This is a genomic window from Corynebacterium aurimucosum, from assembly GCF_030408555.1.
Classification (GTDB): Bacteria; Actinomycetota; Actinomycetes; order Mycobacteriales; family Mycobacteriaceae; genus Corynebacterium; species Corynebacterium aurimucosum.
Genome location: NZ_CP047048.1, coordinates 2,233,034 through 2,257,273 on the forward strand (window position 1 = coordinate 2,233,034; position 24,240 = coordinate 2,257,273).

Consider the following 24,240-nt stretch of genomic DNA (forward strand, 5'->3'; position numbering starts at 1 on the left):
GTTCCCTAGGCGCTCGCCGCCATAACGGAGAGAGCCTTGATGCGGTCAGGGCGGAAACCGGACCAGTGCTCACCGTGAGCCTCAACGACCGGCGCCTGGACGTAGCCCAGAGCCATGACGTAGTCACGGGCATCATCATCCAGGCTGATATCCACCGTTTCATAGTCGAGACCAGCACGGTCAAGAGCCTTCTTGGTGGCGTTGCACTGGACGCAAGCGGGCTTGGTGTAGAGGGTGATGCTCATGTGACGTTCCTTCAGCTTCCTTCGGCACTACACGCGGAGTGACTGTTGAATTCGATACCAGCAGGGCGCTTAGTAGCCCCATATTAAAGCTTTGAACAGCGGTGCAGAACCGCCGCTCAAGCAACATCAACGACACTATACTTTGTGCTCGCACCCCGCAACTAGCACTATATGTAGTAGTTACAAGGGTGATATTCCCAGGATGTAACCCGCCCCGACCCCACATGTTGACACCCCATCACTTCACCGATTGCCACGGCGGTAACTACACGGGTGATATTCCCTGCTCGTTCACCGAAGATTCACCTAGTTTGTGACAAACACCACTCGGGCCCCGGTTTTCGCCTCCCGCACACTGGCACGAAAGACTCCTTAAGCTCACAGAGGCAGTTTCAGCCCGGGGCGAGGCAGCAAAAGGAAACCGCCCCCTCCAACAAGCTATGAGCATGCTGAAGGGGGCGGTGCGAGTCCGTACAACTTAGCCCTGGCGAGCCTTGAAGCGCGGATCCTTCTTGTTGATCACGAAGACCTTACCGTGGCGGCGAATAACCTGGGCGCCCGGCTTCTTCTTCAGCGACCGAAGCGACTTGCGAACCTTCATCGGGCGCTCCTTTCGTTATGCGCAATCTTGATGCGATTGATTAGTTCAAAGCACAGCCGGGCAGACACCCAGCAATGACACGAGGAAAAATGTTACCCCACGCGCGCGCCATAACCAAAACACTCAGCTTTCGGAGTAGCGGGAGCGAAGCTGTTCGGCAACATCCTCGAGGCTCTTCCCCGCCGTTTCCGGAACGAGTGCGCGGGTATACCCCACCGCGACGAGGCCTAAGACCGCAAAGATTCCGAAGGCCAGCGAGCCGCCGAGCCACTCGACCACCGGCAAGAAGAACTGCGCCACCGCCCAGTTACTCACCCACAACACCAGCCCGGCGATTCCCATGCCCAAGCCGCGAACTTCGGGCGGCACAATTTCTGACATGAGCAGCCACGTGGCCGGGGAGACCGCCGCCTGCTGGAAGGCAATGAACGCCGCCATGCACGTCAGCGCCAGCATAGCCAGCGGAGTGGAATCATAGGCGAAGTGATAAGCCACAGCGAGGACCACGAGCGACACAACGTTGCCACTTAATCCTGCTAGCAACAACCGACGGCGCCCCAGTCGGTCGACCACGCGCAAGCCCACTAGGCACGCCGCGACAGACACCACACCAATCACCATCGACGTATACACCGAGTTGGTGGTGGAGATACCCACCTGGTTCATCATCGTGGGTGCGAAGTACACGATGGCGTTAACACCCGTAATCTGCTGGGTCAGGCCCATGAGCATGGCAAGCGCGATGGCCCAGCGCATCCAGCGGTGGCGTCGCAAAGCTCGCCATTCACCCGTGTTCGGCCGCGCGCTATGTTCCAACTCCGCTCCCCGCGCGCCAACCCGAGCGCTGACTGCGGCAGCCTCGCGCGTTCGACCTTGTGCCGCGAGCCACGCCGGGGTATCGGGGAGTAACACCATGCCGAGCGCCAGCGCCCCACCCGGGACCGCGGCCAGCCCGAGCATCCAATGCCAGCTGCCGCTTGCAGCCAACAGCGAGTTCACCCCGTACGCGAGCAGCTGCCCGACGACGATCATGAGCGTGTTGAGGGAGACCATCCGGCCCCGCACAGCCGCCGGGGTGATTTCGGAGATGTACATCGGGGAGACGATGGACACCGCGCCCACCGCCACGCCAAGGAATGTGCGGGCGGTAGCAAGTTCCGCAGCTGAGTTTGCAAGCGCACACCACACGGAACCAGCCACGAAGATGAGTCCACCGGCGATGAGGGTTCGACGCCGCCCGATTACGCTCGCCACACGCCCAGCTGCCAGCGCACCGACTGCCGCGCCAACCAACAGCATCGAGGTCACCAGCCCTTCCTCATGGGCGGACATGCCGAATTCCGGCCCCACGAAGAGAAGGGCACCAGACATCACTCCGGTGTCATATCCGAAGAGCAGGCCGCCCAGGGCGGCTACGCCTGCGACGATCATGACGTAAGTATCTTTGTTCACGGGTTCCTATTGTCGCAGGCGGCTACCATGGGCGTCATGTCACATGAATCCTCAGACCTCCAGCACGACATCATCAAGGCCCTCGGCGTAAAACCCCGTATCGATCCAGCAGAAGAGGTTGAGCGCCGCGTCGCTTTCTTGGTGGACTATCTTCGCACCACCGGTGCGAAGGGCTTTGTCCTGGGCATCTCTGGTGGTCAGGACTCCACCCTGGCCGGACGCTTGGCACAGCTGGCGGTAGCCCGCGTCGACGGCGCGCATTTCTGGGCCGTGCGCCTTCCCCACGGAGTGCAGGCCGACGAGGATGACGCACAGATCGCTCTGGACTTCATCGAGCCTGACTACTCCCTCACCGTCAACATTGCCGAGGCCACCACAGCTCTCGACGGCGCCGTCGCCAACGCCATGCAACAAGACTCTCTGAGGGATTTCAATCGAGGCAACCTCAAGGCGCGTCTGCGCATGGCTGCACAGTATGCGCTAGCCGGCGAGGTCGGTGCGCTAGTCATCGGTACCGACCACGCCGCCGAAAACGTCACAGCTTTCTTTACCAAGTGGGGCGATGGCGCTGCCGACATCCTGCCTCTCGCCGGGCTCAACAAGCGCCAGGGCGCTCAACTCCTGAAACATCTCGGCGCACCGGATTCCACGTGGAAGAAGGTACCAACTGCTGACTTGGAGGATGACCGCCCCTTGCTCTCTGATGAAGAAGCTCTCGGCGTCACCTACACCCACATCGATGACTACCTCGAGGGCAAGGACGTGCCTGACGACGCCCGCGAGCGCATCGAAACCCTCTGGCGCGGCGGCGCCCACAAGCGCACCATGCCGCTGGGCCCTACAAGCGCCTAAGGTTCCAAGCCCCTTCCTCGCGGGGCTTTTCCTGTTCCGTTTCGGCACCCAGAACGTGCGCCCGAGGCCAGCGTTTCCCCGCACGCCAGTGGCATCTTCTTCCCGGCGGTCAACTTCCTCCCTTCCCATAACGTGAGTCCGTCCGCCCCAACACCTGTAGCGCATATAGCCCCGTGCCCGTGATTGACGCTTCACCCCACCCCTGAGCTGGGTGTTTCTTCCTCCGGTTGCGGGGTTGCTGGTGCTGTTTTAGTCTCTGTGGCCATGGGGGATATCGAAACCTACCTCCGCCTTCGCAACTCGGGGATTGCACTGGTGGAACATATACCTGGCACACCCGATGAACTCCGCGCGCTCGGCGCCGATGCCTCTGATGCCACCGAGCTTTCACAGCTGCACCAGGTCTACTTCGGCCCCACCCGCTTTACCGGTAAACAACGCAAAGCCCGTGCTGCAGCCCTTCAACAACGCCACAGCCTCGGCACCCTCACACTGATTGAAACCTACACCTCCAAGGTGAAAAAGACCCTGGATGCCTGGAACCTCCGCGCAAAACTCGCCGCAACACCCGCACACCGCATCCCACATGTTGCCGCCCAACGGCTTAAAGAACTGCGTGCTAAAAGAACCGCCAAACCAGGCGTACGCATCACCTACCGGGAACAAGGCCCCAACACCCTTTCCATTACTGACGATGCCACCACGATTGCCAACATGCGCGCAGTCTTAGAATCCACCAACACCACCGACCTCCTTCAAGCCGCCAACGACATCTTCTTCAACCAAGCAAGCGGTACAAAGCCGGCCGTGCGCACCCAAGTCATCATCACCCTGAATGAGCTCGACCAAATCATCAACGGCGACGGGGACGAAATCCAGCTCAACCTGACTAACGGCGCGCGCATGACAGGCGCAGAGTTTCTCACCCACAAATTCGCCGAAATAGGCTACGCCACCATCGTCCACCCTCTTGACGGGCCCATCAACACCTGGCGCCTATCGCGCGGAGCAAACCTCAACCAACGCCTTAGCCTGCACGCGGAATTCCACACCTGCTCAAGACCAGGCTGCAACAAACCAGCCGATTACTGCCAAGTCCACCACCTCATCCCCTGGCAAGCAGGTGGCTTTACCAACATCAAAAACCTCACCTTCCTGTGCGCCTACCACAACGGCATTAACGACGATGACCCACAAAGACCTACCGGACGCGGCTACATGTACCGACTCAACACCGGGGTTAGCTTCATCCCACCCTGGGGTGCACCGATAACCGCAATGCCGGAATACCAAGAAGCACTAGCCAGACTCAACACCGAGAAAGCAGCCGCAAAGACACAGGCCACAGCACCAACCCAAACCCCAGCCACAGCCCAAGGAGCTGCAACAACACCGGGCACAGCCAGCCAAAGCCAAGCAGTACCAGAACAGCCACCAGACCCACCACCCGACAGCAGCTAACCCCAGCCACACACAGCAACAACTGAAAGGAAAAGGCTCACCACCAGCGACAACACCGCTACCCGCCAACCGAGGGAAGGTTAGCGGGCACACCGGCGATCCTTCAGACACCACCACCCACAAACCACAACAAGGTACGCAAGAAAACCTGCGAGCTTTATGCCAGCGCTACCCATCATCCAAAGCCAGACTGACGGGCGATCCAGCGACCCCAAGTCCGGCTTCACGTGCTGCCGGAAGCAGCAAGAGCTACGAGATCCTTAAGCCCTTAAAGGCGAACCCACCGACCAAACCAGTGTTGACGGGCTAGCTGTCGAGCGCCACGGAAATGCTGGAGCCCGCAAAGCGCGTCCAGAGCCCCTTTCCTTTCAACCCCGGCAGAATCTTCGAGCGATCACGCGCTCATCGCAATGCCTCAAGGGTGGCACGCGCAGCCTGCTCAAGCGGAGCATAGTAAGCCGGACCATGCGTCATCGAGTGAACCGCAAGTGGGTGCAACTGATGCATCGGCACCCACTTCCGGTACTCCTCACCCGCCCCATAGCCCCGCAGTATCTCGTCATAGTAGGGCGTTCCGAACAGTTCCAGCATGGCCAAATCCGTCCACGGATGTCCGCCGTGCGCTGCAGGGTCAATCATGACCGCCGTGTTCTCCTGGAACAAAACATTTCCTGCCCATAAATCACCATGAATTCGTGCAGGCTCAACGTCCCAGTCCACGGCGGCTATAGCTTCGGCCGCCATATATACGCTGTCCCGCAGCCCCTCCGGAAGTCCTTCTATAAATGGCACCACCCGCTGTTCTGCGTAGAACTCACCCCAGGATTCACATGGTTCGCAGGGTTGTTCCACGCGTCCAATGAAGTTCGCACCTTCCCACCCCTCTGGCGGTGCGCCGAAAGCTGGGGCGCCTGCCTGATGAACCTGCCGCAGCGCTTCACCAAACGCCCGCGCTGCAGCAGCACTCGGTCGCGCCTGCGCTACTCGACGCGTACTAATCGTCGAATCTGTCAGCCCCGCAACTTCCACCACAACGTCCTTTCGTGCGGCTGCTAACCAGCGCAGGCCCGCAGCCTCCGCCCCGGCTTGATCGGCTCGTGCTACTGACTTTGTGTAAACATCCATGCTCCCCAGCATAGAAAAAGGCCGCCTCTGCGAAAGAGACGGCCGATGGTGGAGCTAACGGGATTCGAACCCGTGACCCCCACACTGCCAGTGTGGTGCGCTACCAACTGCGCCATAGCCCCTCATACGAGGTGCAACCTTTGTGATTGCAACTCGTATCAATATATCGTCTCCCTATTCACTCACCAAATCGCGAGTTGGGGCGCTAAATTTACTTCTCAGTAACGATGTTGACCCATTCCATGATGGAGGTCTTATCATCCTCCGGGATATCCTTGCCATCCTTGATGATGCGCGGCGAGGACACGCTACCGGTTTCCTTTTCAAGCTTTTCGTAGTTCGAGGTCACCACCGGGTTTCCTTCACCAACCTTGGCTTCCTTGATGGCCTTCACCGTGGCCTCATCGGCACCCAGGATCTGCGCAGCATCAGCGAAATCCTTCATTTCCCACTGGTTGGCCAGCTTGGACTGGTTCTCCATGAGGTACTTACGCAGGTTCCAGTACAGCGTGGCGTCACCGGACTTTGCTACCTGCTCCATCGCAGCCGCAGTCTTGGAGGAGTGTCCCGTGTTGGACTTGATGCTCTCCAGTCCGTTCGGGCTGCCATCGAGGAAGTTCAAGGTACGCACGTGCACGATGAGCTCACCCGCATCAATAGCGTCCTTCATCTGTCCGTCGGTCTCCTTCGCCAGGTCGCCACAGTGCGGGCAGGAGAAGTCCTCATACAGGTCTACCTCGGTAGCGTCCTTGGGGGCATCCGGCGCCTTGAGCGTCACCGCGTTGTCCGCAAAGCTCATCTCCATAGAGACTGGCTCAACGGGATAATCCTTCAGCTCATCGGTCTTTGCACCCCGCCCCTGATAAACGATGTAGCCGATTACCACAGCGATAATGACCAGCAGAACAGCGAGGCCCCAGACGAATCCACTATTACTCTTGGAGTTGGGGTCTTTGACTGTACTCATTGAACAACCTTGCCTTTGATGACGTTATTTCGAATAGATGGAAAGTCTACACACCGTTGTTAAGGGTGCAATGCAAACTTGGTGAAAGGACGCTTGATCGTCCACACCATTAAGACAGAATAGAAGACATCACGCAGCAGTGTCATCATGTAGTTCATCACTTGCGCGTCCTCATCAGGGCTAACGGAGAAACACCCGCAGTCAATCCCGAGTCCCCGCGCCCATGCCTGCGCGATGCCGATCATGAACAGAACGAGGACAATCTGCCCCACCCACGCCGATTGACGCAGGAACAGCCCCAGCAGGAGCAACAGGCCGCCGCACACTTCAAGCGGGCCAATCAGATAGGACAAATAGTGGGACCACTCTGGGGTAAAGATTTCATATGCCTTGATGCTTTGCGATACCGCGAGCTGGTCCGACAGCTTCGACGCTCCCGCTTTAATCCACACATAGGCCATATAAAATCGCGCAAACGCACTGATAACGTCCAGCACGAGCGTTGCGCTGATCTTATTTTTAAACACGGGATTAGCCTAACAAGTTACGGGTGGAGAGCGTAACGACGATATGGACGCCAGATCGTCCACGCGGTGAGGATGAGGAAGAAGGCGTCGCGAAGCAGCGTCAGCGCGTAGTTCATACCTTGGCTCACGTCGTTGGGGTCATAGCCAAAACACCCACAATCGATGACTAACCCACGCGCCCACGCCTGAGAAATGCCCACCATGAACAGGACTAGGACCACCGCAGCGACTGCCGACGCCTCCCTCAAGAACAGGCCCAGCAACAGCAGCAGCCCTCCTACAATTTCAAGCGGTGCAATGAGGTAGGCCAAGTACTCGGACCATTCCGGGGTGAAGATGCCATAGGCCCGGATGGCCTGTGCCATCTCCATCCGGGCGTCTAGTTTCTGTATGCCGGCGATAATCCACACGGCAGCCATGCCGAATCGGGCGAGCGCGCTGGCCAGGTCAAGCACCGAGGCGCGCTGTGCGGTTGTCATAAACCATTAGCCTAGCCCCGAAGTTAGCCTCCCAGAACCTGTGACACCAGCGCTTGCGCCTCCTGCTGCACCTGCTTGAGGTGTTCTTCGCCACGGAAGCTCTCAGCGTAAATCTTGTACTTATCCTCCGTGCCGGACGGGCGCGCGGCAAACCACGCGTTCTCAGTCCTCACCTTGAGGCCACCGATCGCCGCGCCGTTGCCCGGCGCTTCGGTGAGCTTGGCGAGGATCTCCTCACCCGCCAGCTCAGTGGCCGTGACCTGCTCCGGGGAGAGCTTCTTCAGGATTGCCTTCTGCTCACGGTTAGCTGGGGCGTCGGTACGCGCGTAGGCCGGTGCACCATATTCCTCTGCCAGCTCCGCGTAGCGCTGGGACGGAGTCTTGCCCGTCACCGCCAGGATCTCGGCGGCCAAAAGATCCATGATGATGCCATCCTTGTCGGTGGACCACACCGTACCGTCGAAGCGCAGGAAGGAAGCGCCGGCGGATTCTTCACCGCCGAAGCCCAGGGAGCCGTCGACAAGCCCCGGCACAAACCACTTGAAGCCCACCGGCACCTCAACGAGCTCACGGCCCAAGCTGGCCACGACGCGATCAATCATCGAGGATGAGACCAAGGTCTTGCCCACCCCGGCGTTGCCCCACTGGGGGCGGTGGCTAAACAGGTACTCGATGGCCACAGCCAGGTAGTGGTTCGGGTTCATCAGGCCCGCATCCGGGGTGACGATGCCGTGGCGGTCCGCGTCGGCGTCGTTGCCCGTGGCCAGGTCGTACTTGGAACGGTTATCCACCAGTGACGCCATGGCATCCGGGGAGGAACAGTCCATGCGGATCTTGCCGTCGGTATCCAACGTCATGAAGCGGAAAGTGCCGTCTACCTCGGGGTTCACCACCGTTATGTTGAGTTCGTAATGCTCGGCGATGGCCGCCCAGTAGTCCACCGAGGCCCCGCCCATGGGATCCGCTCCGATGCGCACGCCGGCGTCCTTGATGGCTTTCATGTCCACGACGTTCGCCAGGTCCGCAACGTAGTTGTCCACGTAGTTGTGCTTCACGCAGCGCTCATCCAGCACGCCGTCAACCGCCACGCGTTTCACGCCCTCGAGCCCGGCGCGCAGATAGTCGTTGGCCTTGGCGGCGATCCAGTCGGTGGCATCGGTATCCGCCGGGCCGCCCGTTGGCGGGTTGTACTTGAATCCGCCATCGCGCGGCGGGTTATGAGACGGGGTAATCACGATGCCGTCGGTGCCCGGGTTGGTCAGGATGGCGTGGGAGACGGCCGGAGTTGGGGTATAACGGCCACGGTCATCCACGCGGACCTCCAGCTCATTAGCTAAGAGGACCTCGAGGGCAGAGACCATGGCGGGCTCGGACAGGGCATGAGTATCGCGGCCAATGAAAATGGCGCCCGTGGTGCCCTGCTCGGCACGGTAGTCCACGATGGCCTGGGTAATCGCCAGAATGTGGGCCTCGTTGAAGGCGGTATCTAAGGCGGAGCCGCGGTGCCCGGAGGTGCCGAAGGAAACCTGCTGATCGGGGTTATCAGCGTCGGGGGTGCGGGTGTAATACGCGGTGACTAGCTCTGCGATGTCAATGAGATCGGAAGGCTGGGCTGGTTGGCCGGCGCGTTCGTGTGCCATGGTGGGATTCCTCCTTGGGGATGTGGATACACCCTAAGCTTGCCTGCTTCACGCTGGTTTCGCATCCCAATTAGGATGGTGCCTATGCCACAGATCCTTCTTGTGGGCTGCGGAACCGCGCTCGGGGCGCTGGCCCGCTTTGGCCTTTCTTCGCTTCTCGGGGGTGGCGCGCTGCCGCTGCTGCTCATCAACGTTCTCGGCAGCGCTGTTATGGGCTATGCCAAGCCTCCGGCATTCTGGGGCACAGGTTTCTTAGGCGGCTTCACCAGCTTTGCCGCTTTTGCTTTTCTCACCTCCGGCTTCGACCCGGCGCAGGCGGGGGCCTACGTGCTGGCGACGGTCGTCGGTTGCACCGCGGCCTACCTCATGGGTGACCGCCTGCAGGATCGGAGGCACGCATGATTCTCTCCATCCTGGCCGTACTCGCCGGTGGCTTTGTCGGTGGCTGCGGGCGCTACCTGCTCACCCGTGTGCTGCCTTCCCCCACATGTACCTTTGCCGCCAACCTCATTGGCGCAGCCGTGGCGGGCGTGGCCTACGGCTATGCCACGCATGCCCACACCCCTGAGTATTTTCTCCCCCTGCTAGCAGCCGGACTCGCCGGCGGGCTATCCACGTGGTCCACGCTGGCCAAGGAACTGGGAGAAATGATAAAGGCCAAGCGCTGGTGGCGCTTGGCGCGTTATCTCTTCTGGACCATCGGCCTGGGAATCGTGGTGGCCTGGCGCGGAGCGTGGGTAGGTTCGCTTCTCGCCTAACCTACCTCGCACGCCCTTGTGCGGCCACAGGCTGTACTAGTCAGCGATGGCGTCCAACGGTGGGGTCTGTGCCGCGCGCTGCGCTGGCCATAGCGCTGCCAGCACACCGACGATTCCGGAGCCCACGAACATGACCGCGAGCATCAACCACGGAACCGTCGCGGTATCGAGGCCTTCGTCGGAAAGCACGGAGATGAAGGACCACCCCATCCCCAGGCCCATGAGGATGCCCATGAGCGCACCGAAGAGGGCAATCTGTACCGATTCCACGGTGACCATCGTGCGGATCTGGCGGCGCTGGGTACCCACCGCGCGCAGCATGCCGATTTCTTGTCGGCGTTCGATCACGCCCAGCGTGAGGGTATTGACAATGCCCAAGACCGCAATGACCACGGCCAAAGCCAGTAGCGCATAGAGAATCGTGAGCATCTGGTCAATCATGCCGGCAGCCTCGCCGGCGTATTCCTCACTGGTGCGCACCTGCACCACGACGAGGTCCTTGACGGACTTCTCCAGGTTGGCGCGCAGTTTCTCCTTGTCATAGCCCTCTTCCGCATTCACGGAGACCACCATGACGTCGAGACTGCCGGGGTCAACAACGTCCTCCGCCGCGGACTTGGACACGGCCAGACCCGAAAGCATCTCAAAATGCTCATACGTGCCGAGGAGCTTCACCTGCGCGGTGCGGGAGGGATCCGGGCCGGCCAGCTCATAGGACTGACCGACTTCCCAGCCCTGCTCCGCAGCCAAGCCGGCCTCGGCGATGAAGCCAGGCTCCTCGCCCGTGTTCACGGCGCCTTCGACCACGGTGAGGTTGAGGATGTCATCGGCGTTGCCATCGATGACCTGGCTTATCAACATTTCCGGGCCATAATTCATCGAAGCCTGGCCATCCACCTGTAGTGGCGCAGTACTCATCGCTACGACCTGGCCAGCGCCCTCGGTATCGCGGGCACGCTGCGCCGTCTCGTTCGGCGTCGGGAAGTTTCCGGACGTCGGACCGGACAGCAAGAAGTCCGCGTGGGCATCCTGTTCGACGGCATCGGCAACCGAGGCTTTCATCGTCGCACCCAACATGCCGATCGAGGTCACCAGCGCCACGCCCAGCATGAGAGCGAACGCGGTAGCCGCGGTTCGGCGCGGGTTACGCGCCGAATTCGTCGACGCCAGCTTGCCCACCGCACCAAAGGGCGCGCCAACCACGCGGCCGATCCCCGGAACGATAGGCAGGGAGATGGCCGGGCCGGCAAGGAAGAAACCAAGGATTAGGTTGAGCGCACCGAGGCCCACGAGGGAGGCGCGGAAGCCTGTGGAGGCATCAACAAACACTCCGACAAGCGCGAAGATGATGCCTACAACCAGCAGAAACCCGCCCAGCACGCTGCGCACGAGCAACGAAGAACCAGCCGCAGACTCGGTGGTGCGCATGGCCTCCACGGGTTTCACCGCACCCGCCCGGCGCGCCGGCGCCCACGCGGAAATGATGGTGACCACGGCACCCAAAAGCAACGGCACGACGACTGCGCTAACGCTCAGGCCCAGACCGCCGCCCATGGGCATGTCCTTGGCTTCAAAAACTGCCTTGATGAGTGCCACCAGGCCCATGCCGGCGATCACGCCCACGGCAGAACCCACAAGGCCCACGATGAAGGCCTCTGTGACCACCGAGCGCGTAATCTGCCCACGGGAGGCGCCGAGTGCACGCAGGAGTGCGAACTCCTTGGTGCGCTGAGCCACGATCATCGAGAAAGTATTCGCAATGATAAACGTGCCCACCAACAGCGCGATGAGGCCGAAAGCGATAAGGAAGTAGTTGACGAATTTCAGGGCAGAGGAAATCTGATCCGAAATCTCATCGGCCAGTTTCTGGCCAGATTCCGCCTTAACCTCAAAGGTCTCGTTGAGGTGGTCCACGAGGGCATCGGCATCGACGCCCTCGGCCGCCGCGACCTTCAACTGGGCAGAATTGCCATAGCGCTCGACGAAGGCCTCGTGGCCCATGAGCAAGGTCAGGCTGGGGCCTTGGTCCACCGCAGGCTTGACGACGCCCACGACCTTCACCTCATCACGCTGGTCCGGGTGGACCACGAGGAGAGTATCGCCGACGTGGATACCGAACTCTTCAGCGGCGGAATCATTAATGAGGACTTCGCCGGTCCCGTTCGGCTCAGAGCCGTCGACAAGCGTGGCAGGCTCACCGACGGACTGCTCCTCCGGGTAGTAGGGCTGCACGCTGGAGATGCCCCCACCGGTTTGAAAGGCCTCGGCGTCCTTGTTTGCTACCACGACCGTCTGGCTGCTTTGCATGTTCACCGCGCGCACATCGGGGTCGGCGGCGATGTCATCGCGCATCTTCTGATCGAGGTTGGGGCCGCCCTCCTTCTGGCTCACGGCCGCATCCACGCCCGTAAACGCGGTAGATACCGCAGAGTCGAAGGTGTTCGAGAGTGAATTGGTGAACATGAAGGAACCCGAGATGAACGCGGTGCCGAGCACCACCGCCAGCAGGGTCAGGGCAAGACGCAGCTTATGCGCGAGAATGTTGCGCACGGACACCGTGCGCATGGTGTTCTTTGTGGCCATGCTCTAGCCCTCGATTTCTGCCATCACGGCGTGGATGGACTCCATGGTTGGGTTGGTGAGTTCATTCACGAGGCGGCCATCGGCAAGAAAGACCACGCGGTCTGCATAGGAGGCGGCCTTGGCATCGTGCGTGACGATAACGACGGTCTGACCATCCTTGTCCACGGCGGTGCGCAAAATGTCGAGCACCTCGGCGGAGGAGTTCGAATCCAGGTTGCCGGTCGGCTCATCGCCGAAGATGATCTCGGGGCGCGAAACCAGGGCCCGCGCGCAGGCCACGCGCTGTTGCTGGCCGCCGGAGAGCTCTGCTGGGCGGTGATTCAAGCGCTCGGACAAGCCTAGGCGGGAAGTGACCTCATCGAACCACTCTTTATCCACCTTGTGGCCAGCGATATCGGTGGGCAGCGTGATGTTTTCTGCCGCAGTCAGCGTGGGCACCAGGTTGAAGGACTGAAAGATGAAGCCCAGTCGGTCGCGGCGCAGGGCCGTAATATCCTTGTCACTGAGCTGCGACATATCGGTGTCACCGATGAAGGCCGAACCGGACGTCGCCGAATCGAGCCCCGCCATGGTGTGCATGAGGGTGGATTTGCCGGAGCCCGACGGGCCCATGATGGCGGTGAAGGTGTTGCGCGCGAACTCAACGTCGACGTGGTCCAACGCGGTGACTGCGGTGTCTCCCTGACCGTATTGTTTGAACAGGTCAACGGCGCGAGCCGCAGCAGTCATCGTTGGGGTGGTCATGGACGTGTTCTCCTTATAGATGGGGAAAGTAACGTCACTACCCTATCTTGCCTCGGGTTAAATGTGTGACGCGTGTGGTCTAAAATATGCCCCATGCGCGCATCTCTTTCCGCTCTGGAACATTATGACCGCTGTGCCGAAGCAGCCGCGGCTCAGATCATGCGCCACTACTCCACCAGTTTTTCCCTGGCCACGCGACTTCTTTCACCCCGGGTGCGGGTGGATATCCGCAATTTATACGCCATGGTGCGCACCGCCGATGAAATCGTCGACGCCGGGCTCGATCCCCAGGACGCCGCCCTGCTTCTCGACGCCTACGAAACCACCATCCGCAACGCCCCCTCCCAACGTTTTCACGCCGACCCGGTCGTGCACGCCTACGCGCTGTCCGCGCGGCGCTGCGGGTTCCAGGACGAACACATTGCAGAGTTCTTTGCCTCCATGCGTTGTGACCTCACGCGCACCTCCCACACAGCGGAGTCTTTTAAGGCCTATGTTCGGGGCTCTGCAGAAGTCATTGGGCTGCTATGCCTGGATACTTTTTATGCCGGTGCACCTCGGCCTGACGACGTCGAAGAAGGAGCGGAGCGCCTGGGTGCCGCGTTTCAGAAGATCAACTTTTTGCGGGACCTGCACGAAGACTCTACTGAGCTGGGCCGCGCTTATTTTCCTACGCTGCGTGAGCCAGACAAACTCGATGAGGAAACGAAGGCCGCGATCATTTCTGATATCCGCGAAGACTTAGCCCATGCCCGCACGGCCATGGACCTGCTTCCCCTTGGCTCCAGGGTGGGGGTAGCCGCAGCGGCGGCTCTTTTCACGGAGCTTACGGATCTCCTCGAGGCCACTCCTGCGCATGAGATCATGACTACCCGCGTCAGTGTGCCCGCTGCGCGGAAAGCTGTCCTCATCAGCCGCGCTGCAGCGCACGCGGCACGAAATAAAGGTTAAAGAACATGAGCAAACATGTTGTTGTCATCGGCGCTGGTATTGCAGGCCTAGCCACCGCTGCCTTGCTGTTGCGGGAGGGGATGCGGGTGACGGTCGTCGACAAGCAACGCAGCGTTGGTGGACGCGCGGGAAGCTTGGCCGTGGAGGGCTTCCGTTTCGATACCGGCCCCTCGTGGTACCTCATGCCGGAGGCCTTCGATGAGTTTTTCCGCGCCTGCGGCACCAGTACCGGGCGCGAGCTGGACCTAGTGGACCTCTCCCCTGCCTACCGTGTTATCAACGAAGACGGCGCGACCCTCGATATAGAAACGGGCGTGGATAACGTAGCAGAGCTTTTTGAATCCTTGGAGCCGGGCGCTGGCGCCAAGGTGCGTGCGTACCTCTCCAGGGCCTCCGACGTATACGCCATTGCCCTGCGCAACTTCTTATACACCACCTTCTCCCGCCCCACGCAGCTTCTCAACAAAGACGTCCTCACCCGACTGGGCACGCTCGCGCTGCTGCTGACTCGCTCGCTGGATGCGCTGGTGGCCGCCCAGTTTAAGGATTACCGCCTGCGCCAGGTCCTGACTTACCCCGCGGTGTTTCTCTCCACCGAACCACAGGCCGCGCCGGCACTGTATTCCTTGATGAGCCACACGGACTTGGTGGAGGGCGTGCGCTACCCCTTAGGAGGCTTCGCGGCTGTTGTCGACGCTATCGCGAGGCAAGCAGCCGGCGCCACCTTCGAGCTTGGCACAGCGGTGGTAGCAATCAACCACGCGCACGGGCGCGCGACGGGCGTCACGCTTGACGACGGCCGCATGATCCCCGCCGACGCCATCGTCTCCGCCGCTGACCTGCACCACACAGAAACCGCTCTGCTTCCCACGGACCTGCAAACATACCCGGAACGCTACTTTGCCCACCGTGACCCTGGCCTAGGCACCGTTTTAGTCTTCCTCGGTGTGAAGGGTGCCCTTCCGCAGCTGGCACACCATACGCTGCTATTCAGCACAGACTGGACCCCCGATTTTAGGGCCGTCTACCACGGCCCTGAGCCGTTGCGGCCGTTGGGTTCCTCGGAGTCGATCTATGTTTCAAAAACCTCTGCCACCGATTCCAGTGTGGCTCCGGAAGGCTACGAGAATCTCTTCATCCTCATTCCCGTTCCGGCAGAAGAATCCTACGGCCATGGCGATGCCTACGGCGCTGCGGAATCTCCCCGCGTTAGCGCCATCGCCCGTGCTGCCGTGGCGCAGCTGGGGTCCTGGATGGGGATTGAGGATCTGGAGGAGAGGGTCGTCGTCAAGCGCACGCTCGGCCCCGCCGACTTTGCCGAGCAGTACAATTCCTGGTCCGGCGGCGCCGTAGGCCCTGCCCATACGCTGCGCCAGTCCGCATTCTTCCGGGGCCGGAACCAATCCCGTAAGCTGCCCAACCTGTACTACGCCGGTGGCACCACGGTCCCGGGCGTGGGCGTGCCCATGTGCCTGATTTCGGCCCACAACGTCCTCACGCGGATGCGTGAACAGTACTAAGCATCGAGCTCAAGGGATGCAGGCTTACCGTTGCGTCTTACCTTCACTGTTACGGGGTGACCGCCAAAAAGATAGCCATCATCAAACTCGACGCTGAGGTTGCCACGTTGAGGAACCTCAACGGCAACGGGAGTGAGTTTGGCGTATACGTCGCTGGTAGTAAGTTCCGGCGCCGGGACACTATTGCCCTCGGACACGGCAACGTCGTGGCGCCAACGGTTGGCGGCTCGGAGGGCCTTTGCAGCAGCAAAGCGCTGGGCCGCCTCGAGGAACTCGGAACTGAGCACCTTGTTGATCACAGAGAGCGGTGCCTTGAATTTTCGCTTGAGATTCGTACTCTCCGCGAGAAGAAGCTCCTCCCCTTCATGCACGATGCTGATATCAACTCCGAGTTCTTCTGCTCTGCCTTCGAATGTATCTGTACAGCGGTCGAGCACCAACGGACCGAATGTGGAATCAAGCTCTACCGGAACGTCAATCCGGGCAAGAAGCTGCTCCATGGCTGCATCGGCTACATCTGGAAGAATCTCCCAGATATCGACATAGTGCTCTTTGCTCCTCTCGTGGAAGTGGTGGCTACCCCGAGCATGAAACACCCTGAAAGGCTCAAGTTCTGTAATTTCACGCGGATCCCACAGCGTTTTTCCTGCGACTGTCTGGAAGAGCTGCGGATAGCGCACTGCGATGTCGCCAGTAATCAGCTCGCCTTCCGGCAACAGCTTTAAAGCAACTCCAGGCAAGCTCATGAGCTGAATGTGCGTTTTGTCCTCAGCATAAGGATCATCACTCACCGATTTCTTCGGCGCGGCTGCCACGACGAAGAGAAACTCAGTTTCTTCGAAGCTCAGTATCGTTTTAACAACGTCATGGTCCGAAAATTCACGGTAGAGGGAAAGCATGTCGCAATAGTACATCTGCGAAAAGGCCGTGCAGCGCTGCATAGCGTAGTCTGAGGAGGTTGACGTCGAGTGGAAAGGCGAAGCGATGGCAGAAACTATTGAACAGGCCAGCGAGACCGTAGAGGCATGGCTGAAGCAAGAAGACGCTATTGATCCTAAAAAGGCCCCTCGCCTCCAGGAACTCTTAGCTCGCGTTCCCCGTCAAGAGCTCATCGCGATTGTAGAGCGCCAGAATGCGCTCCGCGCTGCGCTAGCCCTCCGCCTGCTGCCACGGGAAAAGTCCATCGCGGTCTTTGATGCGCTCGATGCAAAGCACCAGGCGGACATCATTGATGAGCTGGGGAATGCCGATGTTTATGAATTCTTCGACGAGTTGGATCCCGAAGACCGCGTGGCGCTCTTGGATGAGCTGCCCGCCGAGATTGCGGATCGCCTCCTCCGCTCACTAACCCAGACGCAGCGCGATGTCACCGGAGTGATCCTTGGCTACACGAAGGGCTCCGTCGGCCGTCGTATGTCGCCAGAGGTGCCCGACATTCACCCGGAAATGAGCATGGAAGATGCCCTGCGCACACTACGCGATACCGCCGATGAACTGGAGACCATCTATACCGTTCCGGTGACGCGCAAGGACCGTCGCCTGGTGGGCGTCGTAAGCCTGCGCGATCTCTTCACGGCGAAGAGGGGCGTGCTCATTGAGGACATCATGAAGGAACCGGTTTATGCGCGGGCGACTGCTGACGCTGAAGAAACCGTACGGTGGTTCCTGCCCCTCGATATGCTGGCGCTGCCGATTGTGGATGATTCCCACCGCCTCGTTGGTCTTCTTACGTGGGACGATGCCACGGACATCATGGAGGAAGCGGACAGCGAGGACTCGGCTCGTTCCGGTGGTACGGAAGCGCTCCAGCAGCCTTACTTGTCGACGCCGTTGCTCAAGCTCGTTCGCTCCCGCATTCTCTGGCTGCTCGTGCTCGCTGTGTCAGCGTTGTTGACCGTGCGGGTTCTCGATTCCTTCGAGGACACCCTGGCCAAGGCGGTCGTACTTTCTCTGTTTATCCCCCTCCTCACTGGCACGGGCGGCAATACAGGAAACCAGGCGGCTACTACAGTGACCCGTGCGCTCGCGCTTGGCGACGTCCGAACGCGCGACCTCCTTTCCGTAATGTGGCGCGAGCTGCGCGTCGGAATGCTGCTCGGCGCCGTACTCGGACTGGCTGGTCTCGTCTTGGCGACGGTGGTCTACGGCCTCGATATCGGTATCGTGATCGGCTCCACCCTGTTTCTTATTTGCTCGATGTCAGCGACCGTTGGCGGGCTCATGCCGATTGTGGCCAAGACGGTTGGTGCGGACCCTGCTGTGTTTTCTAACCCGTTCATCTCCACGTTCTGTGACGCGACGGGCTTGATTATCTACTTCTTCATCGCAAAATCGGTGTTGGGCATCTAGTCCGATAAGACCCGCTAAGCTCCATCGCGCGACCTGCCTAACTAACTGCGGCCGCGCTAGAGCCTCACCATCTTCCTGGACACAGTCCCTGGCGCGCGCTAGAGCAGCCGAGCTTCCACCTGTATGGCACCGGCGGCACTTACTATGTGGTTGCCGATGTGTCTTCTACCGGCTTAAGCGGCATTGACTTCTGCATGCAGCTGCCCGAAACGAAGGGCGTGGCCGCCATCCCGCTAGCCGCTTTCACGGACAACCCGGAACCGTGGAAGTGCAAGGTGCGCTTTGCTTTCTGCAAGCGCCCTGAGGTCATCCGGGAGGCAGTCAGCCGCCTCACGGCTGCCTCTTAGAGGCTTAGGTGCAGCAGCACGTAAAGAGCGCAGGCCCCTACCTGTACTTTCGGGTCTGTATTTTTGGGTGTCTTTGGACGTGGGGTTCAGTCGGCTGCTAGCGCAGCACCGTAGATGGTTTAAAGGTGCCATCAACGGGTTAATGCTGGGCCCGCCCCCTTTTTTTGTTGTTGTGGGGGACGGTGAACACCGCAAAACGAAAAGAGAGAGACCGTTGAAACAGTAGTGTTTCAACGGTCTCTCTTTGTTGTGTATTGAGTTGTTGTTTTGTTTGGTGTCGGCGGTTTCTTACTCTCCCACAACCTCCCGGTTGCAGTACCATCAGCGTTAGCAGGCTTAGCTTCCGGGTTCGGAATGGGTCCGGGCGTTTCCCTGCTGCTATAGGCCACCGACAAACACTCGAGGCATCTTTGTGCCTGGTTGGGTGTGTTGTGTCAGATACTGTGTAGTGGACGCAAGCGACAGTGTGAATAATTGTGTCTTTGTTGTGTTTGTTGTTTCCACACTCGAAAAGGAGTGTGTGTGTTTGTTTTGGTCTATTAGTACCAGTAGCCTTCACACCTTGCGGTGCGTCCAGGTCTGGCCTATCAACCCCATCGTCTGTGGGGGACCTCAAATACGAAACCTCATCTTAAAACAGGCTTCCCGCTTAGATGCTTTCAGCGGTTATCCCTTCCGTACGTAGCCAACCAGCGATGCTCCTGGCGGAACAACTGGCACACTAGAGGTACGTCCGTCCCGGTCCTCTCGTACTAGGGACAGCCTTCTTCAAGTTTCAACGCGCGCGGCGGATAGAGACCGAACTGTCTCACGACGTTCTGAACCCAGCTCGCGTGCCGCTTTAATGGGCGAACAGCCCAACCCTTGGGACCTACTCCAGCCCCAGGATGCGACGAGCCGACATCGAGGTGCCAAACCATCCCGTCGATATGGACTCTTGGGGAAGATCAGCCTGTTATCCCCGGGGTACCTTTTATCCGTTGAGCGACACCACATCCACAAGTAGGTGCCGGATCACTAGTCCCGACTTTCGTCCCTGTTCGACATGTCTGTCTCACAGTCAAGCTCCCTTGTGCACTTACACTCACCACCTGATTGCCAACCAGGCTGAGGGAACCTTTGGGCGCCTCCGTTACATTTTGGGAGGCAACCGCCCCAGTTAAACTACCCACCAGGCACTGTCCCCAACCCAGATCATGGGCCAAGGTTAGACATCCAATCCGATCAGAGTGGTATTTCAACAACGACTCCACAACCACTAGCGTGGCCGCTTCATAGTCTCCCACCTATCCTACACAAACCGAACCGAACACCAATACCAAGCTATAGTGAAGGTCCCGGGGTCTTTTCGTCCTGCCGCGCGTAACGAGCATCTTTACTCGTAGTGCAATTTCACCGGGCCTGTGGTTGAGACAGCAGAGAAGTCGTTACGCCATTCGTGCAGGTCGGAACTTACCCGACAAGGAATTTCGCTACCTTAGGATGGTTATAGTTACCACCGCCGTTTACTGGGGCTTAAATTCTCAGCTTCGCAGCCAAAAGACTACTAACCGGTCCTCTTAACCTTCCAGCACCGGGCAGGCGTCAGTCCATATACATCAACTTCACGTCTTCGCATGGACCTGTGTTTTTGATAAACAGTCGCTTCCCTCTATTCTCTGCGACCCCACAACCCACCACACTCGCAAAGAGTGCTTAAGTCGTGTGGTCCCCCTTCTCCCGAAGTTACGGGGGCATTTTGCCGAGTTCCTTAACCACAGTTCACCCGAACGCCTTAGTATTTTCAACCTGACCACCTGTGTCGGTTTAGGGTACGGGCCATACATCCACATCGCTAGAGGCTTTTCTCGACAGTACTAGATCACCAACTTCACCCACACTTGGGCTACGCATCACGCCTCAGGTTTAACGGTGCGCGGATTTACCTACACACCACCTCACACGCTTACACCAACAATCCACTAAGCGGCATGGCTACTACACTGTGTCACCCCATCACTTGAACCACACATCAGGCCCCACGACATCAACAAACCACACACTCAAAGAGTGCACAATCCGTATCCGCGGTGGTTAGTATCAGTGCTTTATCATGGGCGCGGATATACGGGTACCAGAATATCAACTGGTTATCCATCGACTACGCCTGTCGGCCTCGCCTTAGGTCCCGACTCACCCTGGGAAGACGAACTTGACCCAGGAACCCTTAGTCATCCGGCGGGAAGGATTCTCACCTTCCAATTCGTTACTCATGCCTGCATTCTCACTCGCACACACTCCACGCCTCCTTACGGTAACGCTTCAACACATGCACGACGCTCCCCTACCCAAACAAAAAAGTTTGCCGCGGCTTCGGCGGTGTGCTTGAGCCCCACTACATTGTCGGCGCAGGACCACTCGACCAGTGAGCTATTACGCACTCTTTCAAGGATGGCTGCTTCTAAGCCAACCTCCTGGCTGTCTTCGCGATCCCACATCCTTTTCCACTTAGCACACCCTTAGGGGCCTTAACCGGCGATCTGGGCTGTTTCCCTCTCGACTATGAAGCTTATCCCCCACAGTCTCACTGCCGCACAACACAATTGATGGCATTCGGAGTTTGGCTGACATTGCTAAGATTGTAGTCCCGCTCAACCAACCAGTAGCTCTACCTCCACCAAGCTACATGCGACGCTGCACCTAAATGCATTTCGGGGAGAACCAGCTATCACGGAGTTTGATTGGCCTTTCACCCCTACCCACAGCTCATCCCCGCAGTTTTCAACCTACGTGGGTTCGCGCCTCCACAGCATCTTACTACTGCTTCACACTGGCCATGGGTAGATCACCCCGCTTCGGGTCCAGGACACGCCACTCAAAACACCCCATTAGGATTCGGTTTCCCTACGGCTACCCCACACGGGTTAACCTCGCGACATGCCGCTGACTCGCAGGCTCATTCTTCAAAAGGCACGCCATCACACAACAAAAAGTGCTCTGACGGATTGTAAGCACATGGTTTCAGGAACTATTTCACTCCCCTCCCGGGGTACTTTTCACCATTCCCTCACGGTACTCATACACTATCGGTCACACTGAGTATTTAGGCTTACCGGGTGGTCCCGGCAGATTCACAGCAGATTCCACGAGCCCGCTGCTACTCGGGCAACCCAACAACCCATGCATTGCAGCCTTCAACTACGGGACTATCACCCTCTACGGTAGGCGTTTCCACACCACTTCACCTAACAACAACACACAAGCAAACCAGTGGTAGCTGGCTTCCATTGGGGCCCACAACACCGCACACACAACCCCTACCAAGTATCACATGCACACGGTTTAGCCTCATCCACGTTCGTTCGCCACTACTAGCAGAATCATATTTTATTTTCTTCTCCTACGGGTACTGAGATGTTTCACTTCCCCGCGTAAACCCCCACAACAGCTATGAATTCACTGAAGGGTAACACCCCATAACAGGTGCCAGGTTTCCCCATTCGGACATCCTCGGATCAACGCTTTATTGACAACTCCCCGAGGCTTAACGCAGCCTTACACGTCCTTCATCGGCTCAGCATGCCAAGGCATCCACCATGCGCCCTAAATAACGAACACACAACCAACAAGGCAACCACCACAAAAGCAGCAGAAGACAGTGTTGGTGTGAACACACAAAACACAAAAGAACAAAGAAATCACACAAACCACAACCCACCACCAACACACGCACAAAGCACGTATCAGCAGCAAGCATATGGTTTAATGCTCGCGTCCACTATACAGTTCTCACACAACACCCCACACCAGCCCAACAACCAGAACATTAAGCACTCTGACCATCAAGCTCATGTGGGTTAAACAACCAGGGAACAATGCCCCAGACACCCAACAATGCACCACGTACTTTTAAAAAATGTTAGTCAACCATTCTGGTTAAGATGTATCTCCACCCGATTAAACAAACGGTGGCAGCAAAACAATCGTTCACTCAACCACCACGCACATGAAAACACTCACATGCTTAAAGACACCAACTGGTGCCACAAATAAAGCTCCTTAGAAAGGAGGTGATCCACCCGCACCTTCCGGTACGGGTACCTTGTTACGACTTCGTCCCAATCGCCGATCCCACCTTCGACAGCTCCCTAACAAGTTTAGGCCACTGGCTTCGGGTGTTACCAACTTTCATGACGTGACGGGCGGTGTGTACAAGGCCCGGGAACGTATTCACCGCAGCATTGCTGATCTGCGATTACTAGCGACTCCGACTTCATGGGGTCGAGTTGCAGACCCCAATCCGAACTAAGGCCGGCTTTCAGCGATTCGCTCCACCTCACAGTGTCGCTGCGCGTTGTACCGACCATTGTAGCATGTGTGAAGCCCTGGACATAAGGGGCATGATGATTTGACGTCATCCCCACCTTCCTCCGAGTTAACCCCGGCAGTCTCTCATGAGTCCCCAACCAAATGCTGGCAACATAAGACAAGGGTTGCGCTCGTTGCGGGACTTAACCCAACATCTCACGACACGAGCTGACGACAACCATGCACCACCTGTACACCAACCACAAGGGACACTACATCTCTGCAGCAATCTGGTGTATGTCAAGCCCAGGTAAGGTTCTTCGCGTTGCATCGAATTAATCCACATGCTCCGCCGCTTGTGCGGGCCCCCGTCAATTCCTTTGAGTTTTAGCCTTGCGGCCGTACTCCCCAGGCGGGGCGCTTAATGCGTTAGCTACGGCACAGAAGACGTGGAAGCCCCCTACACCTAGCGCCCACCGTTTACGGCATGGACTACCAGGGTATCTAATCCTGTTTGCTACCCATGCTTTCGCTCCTCAGCGTCAGTAACTGCCCAGAGACCTGCCTTCGCCATCGGTGTTCCTCCTGATATCTGCGCATTTCACCGCTACACCAGGAATTCCAGTCTCCCCTACAGCACTCAAGTTATGCCCGTATCGCCTGCACGCCCGAAGTTAAGCCCCGGAATTTCACAGACGACGCGACAAACCACCTACGAGCTCTTTACGCCCAGTAATTCCGGACAACGCTCGCACCCTACGTATTACCGCGGCTGCTGGCACGTAGTTAGCCGGTGCTTCTTATACAGGTACCGTCACTTGCGCTTCGTCCCTGTCGAAAGGAGTTTACAACCCGAAGGCCGTCATCCCCCACGCGGCGTCGCTGCATCAGGCTTCCGCCCATTGTGCAATATTCCCCACTGCTGCCTCCCGTAGGAGTCTGGGCCGTATCTCAGTCCCAATGTGGCCGTACACCCTCTCAGGCCGGCTACCCGTCGACGCCTTGGTAGGCCATTACCCCACCAACAAGCTGATAGGCCGCGAGCTCATCTTGCACCGAAAAAACTTTCCAACCACCACACTAAAGGCAGTTCATATCCGGTATTAGACCCAGTTTCCCAAGCTTATCCCAGAGTGCAAGGCAGATCACCCACGTGTTACTCACCCGTTCGCCACTCGAGTACCAGTGCAAGCACTGGCCTTTCCGTTCGACTTGCATGTGTTAAGCACGCCGCCAGCGTTCGTCCTGAGCCAGGATCAAACTCTCCACAAAAAGGCCGTGAAAAGCCCAAACCTAGACAAACAGACAAACCACACCGCATGATGCAAACACACCACACGGACTGGCTATCC

Annotated in this window: 19 protein-coding genes, 1 tRNA gene and 3 rRNA genes; 8 read left to right on the top strand and 15 right to left on the bottom strand. The window is 58.7% G+C overall.

Annotation, left to right across the window (positions count from 1 at the left end):
• Positions 1 to 5: 5 nt before the first annotated feature.
• From nrdH to CAURIM_RS10600, 3 genes are all read right to left on the bottom strand, one after another.
• On the bottom strand, positions 6 to 245 hold the full coding sequence (gene nrdH, locus CAURIM_RS10590) for a glutaredoxin-like protein NrdH (protein ID WP_070443347.1): 240 nt from the start codon (positions 243 to 245) through the stop codon (positions 6 to 8).
• 478 nt (positions 246 to 723) lie between these two features.
• Entirely contained in the window at positions 724 to 846 is a 123-nt protein-coding gene (gene ykgO, locus CAURIM_RS10595; RefSeq protein WP_003847162.1) for a type B 50S ribosomal protein L36, read from the bottom strand.
• Positions 847 to 969: 123 nt separating this feature from the next.
• Positions 970 to 2,298 (bottom strand): sugar porter family MFS transporter, encoded by a 1,329-nt coding sequence (locus tag CAURIM_RS10600; protein ID WP_070711190.1) that lies wholly within the window; start codon positions 2,296 to 2,298, stop codon positions 970 to 972.
• A gap of 27 nt (positions 2,299 to 2,325) precedes the next feature.
• Here CAURIM_RS10600 and nadE point away from each other — a divergent pair, with 27 nt between their 5' ends.
• The gene (gene nadE / locus CAURIM_RS10605) at positions 2,326 to 3,150 is read left to right on the top strand and encodes an NAD(+) synthase (protein WP_201829177.1); all 825 of its coding nucleotides are present in this window, start codon (positions 2,326 to 2,328) and stop codon (positions 3,148 to 3,150) included.
• Positions 3,151 to 3,414: 264 nt separating this feature from the next.
• The gene (locus CAURIM_RS10610) at positions 3,415 to 4,611 is read left to right on the top strand and encodes an HNH endonuclease signature motif containing protein (RefSeq protein ID WP_201829175.1); all 1,197 of its coding nucleotides are present in this window, start codon (positions 3,415 to 3,417) and stop codon (positions 4,609 to 4,611) included.
• A gap of 402 nt (positions 4,612 to 5,013) precedes the next feature.
• On the opposite strand, the gene CAURIM_RS10615 is transcribed toward CAURIM_RS10610, so the two are convergent.
• The 6 genes from CAURIM_RS10615 to pgm all read right to left on the bottom strand — a co-directional run bounded on the left by CAURIM_RS10615 (position 5,014) and on the right by pgm (position 9,349).
• A complete protein-coding gene (locus CAURIM_RS10615; RefSeq protein ID WP_070711102.1) occupies positions 5,014 to 5,748 on the bottom strand; it encodes a fructosamine kinase family protein in 735 nt (244 codons plus the stop codon).
• A gap of 34 nt (positions 5,749 to 5,782) precedes the next feature.
• Positions 5,783 to 5,858, bottom strand: a tRNA-Ala gene (locus CAURIM_RS10620).
• A gap of 89 nt (positions 5,859 to 5,947) precedes the next feature.
• Entirely contained in the window at positions 5,948 to 6,703 is a 756-nt protein-coding gene (locus CAURIM_RS10625; RefSeq protein ID WP_070446100.1) for a DsbA family protein, read from the bottom strand.
• A 59-nt stretch (positions 6,704 to 6,762) separates the two neighbouring features.
• Positions 6,763 to 7,230, bottom strand: a complete 468-nt coding sequence (locus tag CAURIM_RS10630) for a MauE/DoxX family redox-associated membrane protein (RefSeq protein ID WP_070446099.1) — start codon at positions 7,228 to 7,230, stop codon at positions 6,763 to 6,765.
• A 17-nt stretch (positions 7,231 to 7,247) separates the two neighbouring features.
• Positions 7,248 to 7,709, bottom strand: a complete 462-nt coding sequence (locus tag CAURIM_RS10635) for a MauE/DoxX family redox-associated membrane protein (RefSeq protein ID WP_144657722.1) — start codon at positions 7,707 to 7,709, stop codon at positions 7,248 to 7,250.
• A gap of 23 nt (positions 7,710 to 7,732) precedes the next feature.
• Positions 7,733 to 9,349 (bottom strand): phosphoglucomutase (alpha-D-glucose-1,6-bisphosphate-dependent), encoded by a 1,617-nt coding sequence (gene pgm / locus CAURIM_RS10640; protein WP_201829173.1) that lies wholly within the window; start codon positions 9,347 to 9,349, stop codon positions 7,733 to 7,735.
• Positions 9,350 to 9,433: 84 nt separating this feature from the next.
• Between pgm and CAURIM_RS10645 the strand changes: the two genes are divergently transcribed.
• Both CAURIM_RS10645 and CAURIM_RS10650 read left to right on the top strand, forming a co-directional pair.
• Positions 9,434 to 9,751 (top strand): fluoride efflux transporter family protein, encoded by a 318-nt coding sequence (locus CAURIM_RS10645; protein WP_201829171.1) that lies wholly within the window; start codon positions 9,434 to 9,436, stop codon positions 9,749 to 9,751.
• On the top strand, positions 9,748 to 10,107 hold the full coding sequence (locus CAURIM_RS10650) for a FluC/FEX family fluoride channel (RefSeq protein WP_070446091.1): 360 nt from the start codon (positions 9,748 to 9,750) through the stop codon (positions 10,105 to 10,107). Before CAURIM_RS10645 ends, CAURIM_RS10650 begins: the two co-directional genes overlap by 4 nt.
• 36 nt (positions 10,108 to 10,143) lie before the next feature.
• Here CAURIM_RS10650 and CAURIM_RS10655 read toward each other — a convergent pair whose 3' ends face one another.
• Both CAURIM_RS10655 and CAURIM_RS10660 read right to left on the bottom strand, forming a co-directional pair.
• Positions 10,144 to 12,690 (bottom strand): ABC transporter permease, encoded by a 2,547-nt coding sequence (locus tag CAURIM_RS10655; protein ID WP_201829169.1) that lies wholly within the window; start codon positions 12,688 to 12,690, stop codon positions 10,144 to 10,146.
• A 3-nt stretch (positions 12,691 to 12,693) separates the two neighbouring features.
• Positions 12,694 to 13,434: an ABC transporter ATP-binding protein gene (locus tag CAURIM_RS10660; protein WP_070446086.1), complete on the bottom strand. Its 741-nt coding sequence runs from the start codon at positions 13,432 to 13,434 to the stop codon at positions 12,694 to 12,696.
• A 93-nt stretch (positions 13,435 to 13,527) separates the two neighbouring features.
• Here CAURIM_RS10660 and CAURIM_RS10665 point away from each other — a divergent pair, with 93 nt between their 5' ends.
• Together CAURIM_RS10665 and crtI are read left to right on the top strand one after the other, a co-directional pair.
• Positions 13,528 to 14,385, top strand: coding sequence for a phytoene/squalene synthase family protein (locus CAURIM_RS10665; protein ID WP_201829167.1), 858 nt, complete (start codon positions 13,528 to 13,530; stop codon positions 14,383 to 14,385).
• 5 nt (positions 14,386 to 14,390) lie between these two features.
• A complete protein-coding gene (crtI, locus tag CAURIM_RS10670) occupies positions 14,391 to 15,905 on the top strand; it encodes a phytoene desaturase family protein (protein ID WP_201829165.1) in 1,515 nt (504 codons plus the stop codon).
• On the opposite strand, the gene CAURIM_RS10675 is transcribed toward crtI, so the two are convergent.
• On the bottom strand, positions 15,902 to 16,804 hold the full coding sequence (locus tag CAURIM_RS10675; RefSeq protein ID WP_236659386.1) for a DUF2262 domain-containing protein: 903 nt from the start codon (positions 16,802 to 16,804) through the stop codon (positions 15,902 to 15,904). The two genes, crtI and CAURIM_RS10675, sit on opposite strands and share 4 nt — an antisense overlap.
• 85 nt (positions 16,805 to 16,889) lie before the next feature.
• Between CAURIM_RS10675 and mgtE the strand changes: the two genes are divergently transcribed.
• Both mgtE and CAURIM_RS10685 read left to right on the top strand, forming a co-directional pair.
• Positions 16,890 to 18,254, top strand: coding sequence for a magnesium transporter (gene mgtE / locus CAURIM_RS10680; protein WP_070446076.1), 1,365 nt, complete (start codon positions 16,890 to 16,892; stop codon positions 18,252 to 18,254).
• A gap of 158 nt (positions 18,255 to 18,412) precedes the next feature.
• Positions 18,413 to 18,601, top strand: coding sequence for a hypothetical protein (locus CAURIM_RS10685; RefSeq protein WP_236659385.1), 189 nt, complete (start codon positions 18,413 to 18,415; stop codon positions 18,599 to 18,601).
• Positions 18,602 to 18,876: 275 nt separating this feature from the next.
• On the opposite strand, the gene rrf is transcribed toward CAURIM_RS10685, so the two are convergent.
• From rrf to CAURIM_RS10700, 3 genes are all read right to left on the bottom strand, one after another.
• A 5S ribosomal RNA gene (rrf, locus tag CAURIM_RS10690) occupies positions 18,877 to 18,994 on the bottom strand.
• A 127-nt stretch (positions 18,995 to 19,121) separates the two neighbouring features.
• Positions 19,122 to 22,198 (bottom strand): 23S ribosomal RNA (locus tag CAURIM_RS10695).
• A gap of 445 nt (positions 22,199 to 22,643) precedes the next feature.
• Positions 22,644 to 24,160: ribosomal RNA gene (locus CAURIM_RS10700) — 16S ribosomal RNA — on the bottom strand.
• The 16S, 23S and 5S rRNA genes sit together here, the layout of an rRNA operon.
• Positions 24,161 to 24,240: the final 80 nt, after the last annotated feature.

What these genes read in the sequence shown, in the direction of transcription:
- nadE (WP_201829177.1), top strand. Translation starts at nt 2,326, where the DNA reads ATGGGCGTCATGTCACATGAATCCTCAGACCTCCAGCACGACATCATC.
- pgm (WP_201829173.1), bottom strand. Translation starts at nt 9,349, where the DNA reads ATGGCACACGAACGCGCCGGCCAACCAGCCCAGCCTTCCGATCTCATT.
- CAURIM_RS10610 (WP_201829175.1), top strand. Translation starts at nt 3,415, where the DNA reads ATGGGGGATATCGAAACCTACCTCCGCCTTCGCAACTCGGGGATTGCA.
- CAURIM_RS10625 (WP_070446100.1), bottom strand. Translation starts at nt 6,703, where the DNA reads ATGAGTACAGTCAAAGACCCCAACTCCAAGAGTAATAGTGGATTCGTC.
- CAURIM_RS10675 (WP_236659386.1), bottom strand. Translation starts at nt 16,804, where the DNA reads ATGCTTTCCCTCTACCGTGAATTTTCGGACCATGACGTTGTTAAAACG.
- CAURIM_RS10635 (WP_144657722.1), bottom strand. Translation starts at nt 7,709, where the DNA reads ATGACAACCGCACAGCGCGCCTCGGTGCTTGACCTGGCCAGCGCGCTC.
- CAURIM_RS10660 (WP_070446086.1), bottom strand. Translation starts at nt 13,434, where the DNA reads ATGACCACCCCAACGATGACTGCTGCGGCTCGCGCCGTTGACCTGTTC.
- CAURIM_RS10665 (WP_201829167.1), top strand. Translation starts at nt 13,528, where the DNA reads ATGCGCGCATCTCTTTCCGCTCTGGAACATTATGACCGCTGTGCCGAA.
- CAURIM_RS10645 (WP_201829171.1), top strand. Translation starts at nt 9,434, where the DNA reads ATGCCACAGATCCTTCTTGTGGGCTGCGGAACCGCGCTCGGGGCGCTG.
- CAURIM_RS10655 (WP_201829169.1), bottom strand. Translation starts at nt 12,690, where the DNA reads ATGGCCACAAAGAACACCATGCGCACGGTGTCCGTGCGCAACATTCTC.
- CAURIM_RS10615 (WP_070711102.1), bottom strand. Translation starts at nt 5,748, where the DNA reads ATGCTGGGGAGCATGGATGTTTACACAAAGTCAGTAGCACGAGCCGAT.
- ykgO (WP_003847162.1), bottom strand. Translation starts at nt 846, where the DNA reads ATGAAGGTTCGCAAGTCGCTTCGGTCGCTGAAGAAGAAGCCGGGCGCC.
- nrdH (WP_070443347.1), bottom strand. Translation starts at nt 245, where the DNA reads ATGAGCATCACCCTCTACACCAAGCCCGCTTGCGTCCAGTGCAACGCC.
- crtI (WP_201829165.1), top strand. Translation starts at nt 14,391, where the DNA reads ATGAGCAAACATGTTGTTGTCATCGGCGCTGGTATTGCAGGCCTAGCC.
- CAURIM_RS10650 (WP_070446091.1), top strand. Translation starts at nt 9,748, where the DNA reads ATGATTCTCTCCATCCTGGCCGTACTCGCCGGTGGCTTTGTCGGTGGC.
- mgtE (WP_070446076.1), top strand. Translation starts at nt 16,890, where the DNA reads ATGGCAGAAACTATTGAACAGGCCAGCGAGACCGTAGAGGCATGGCTG.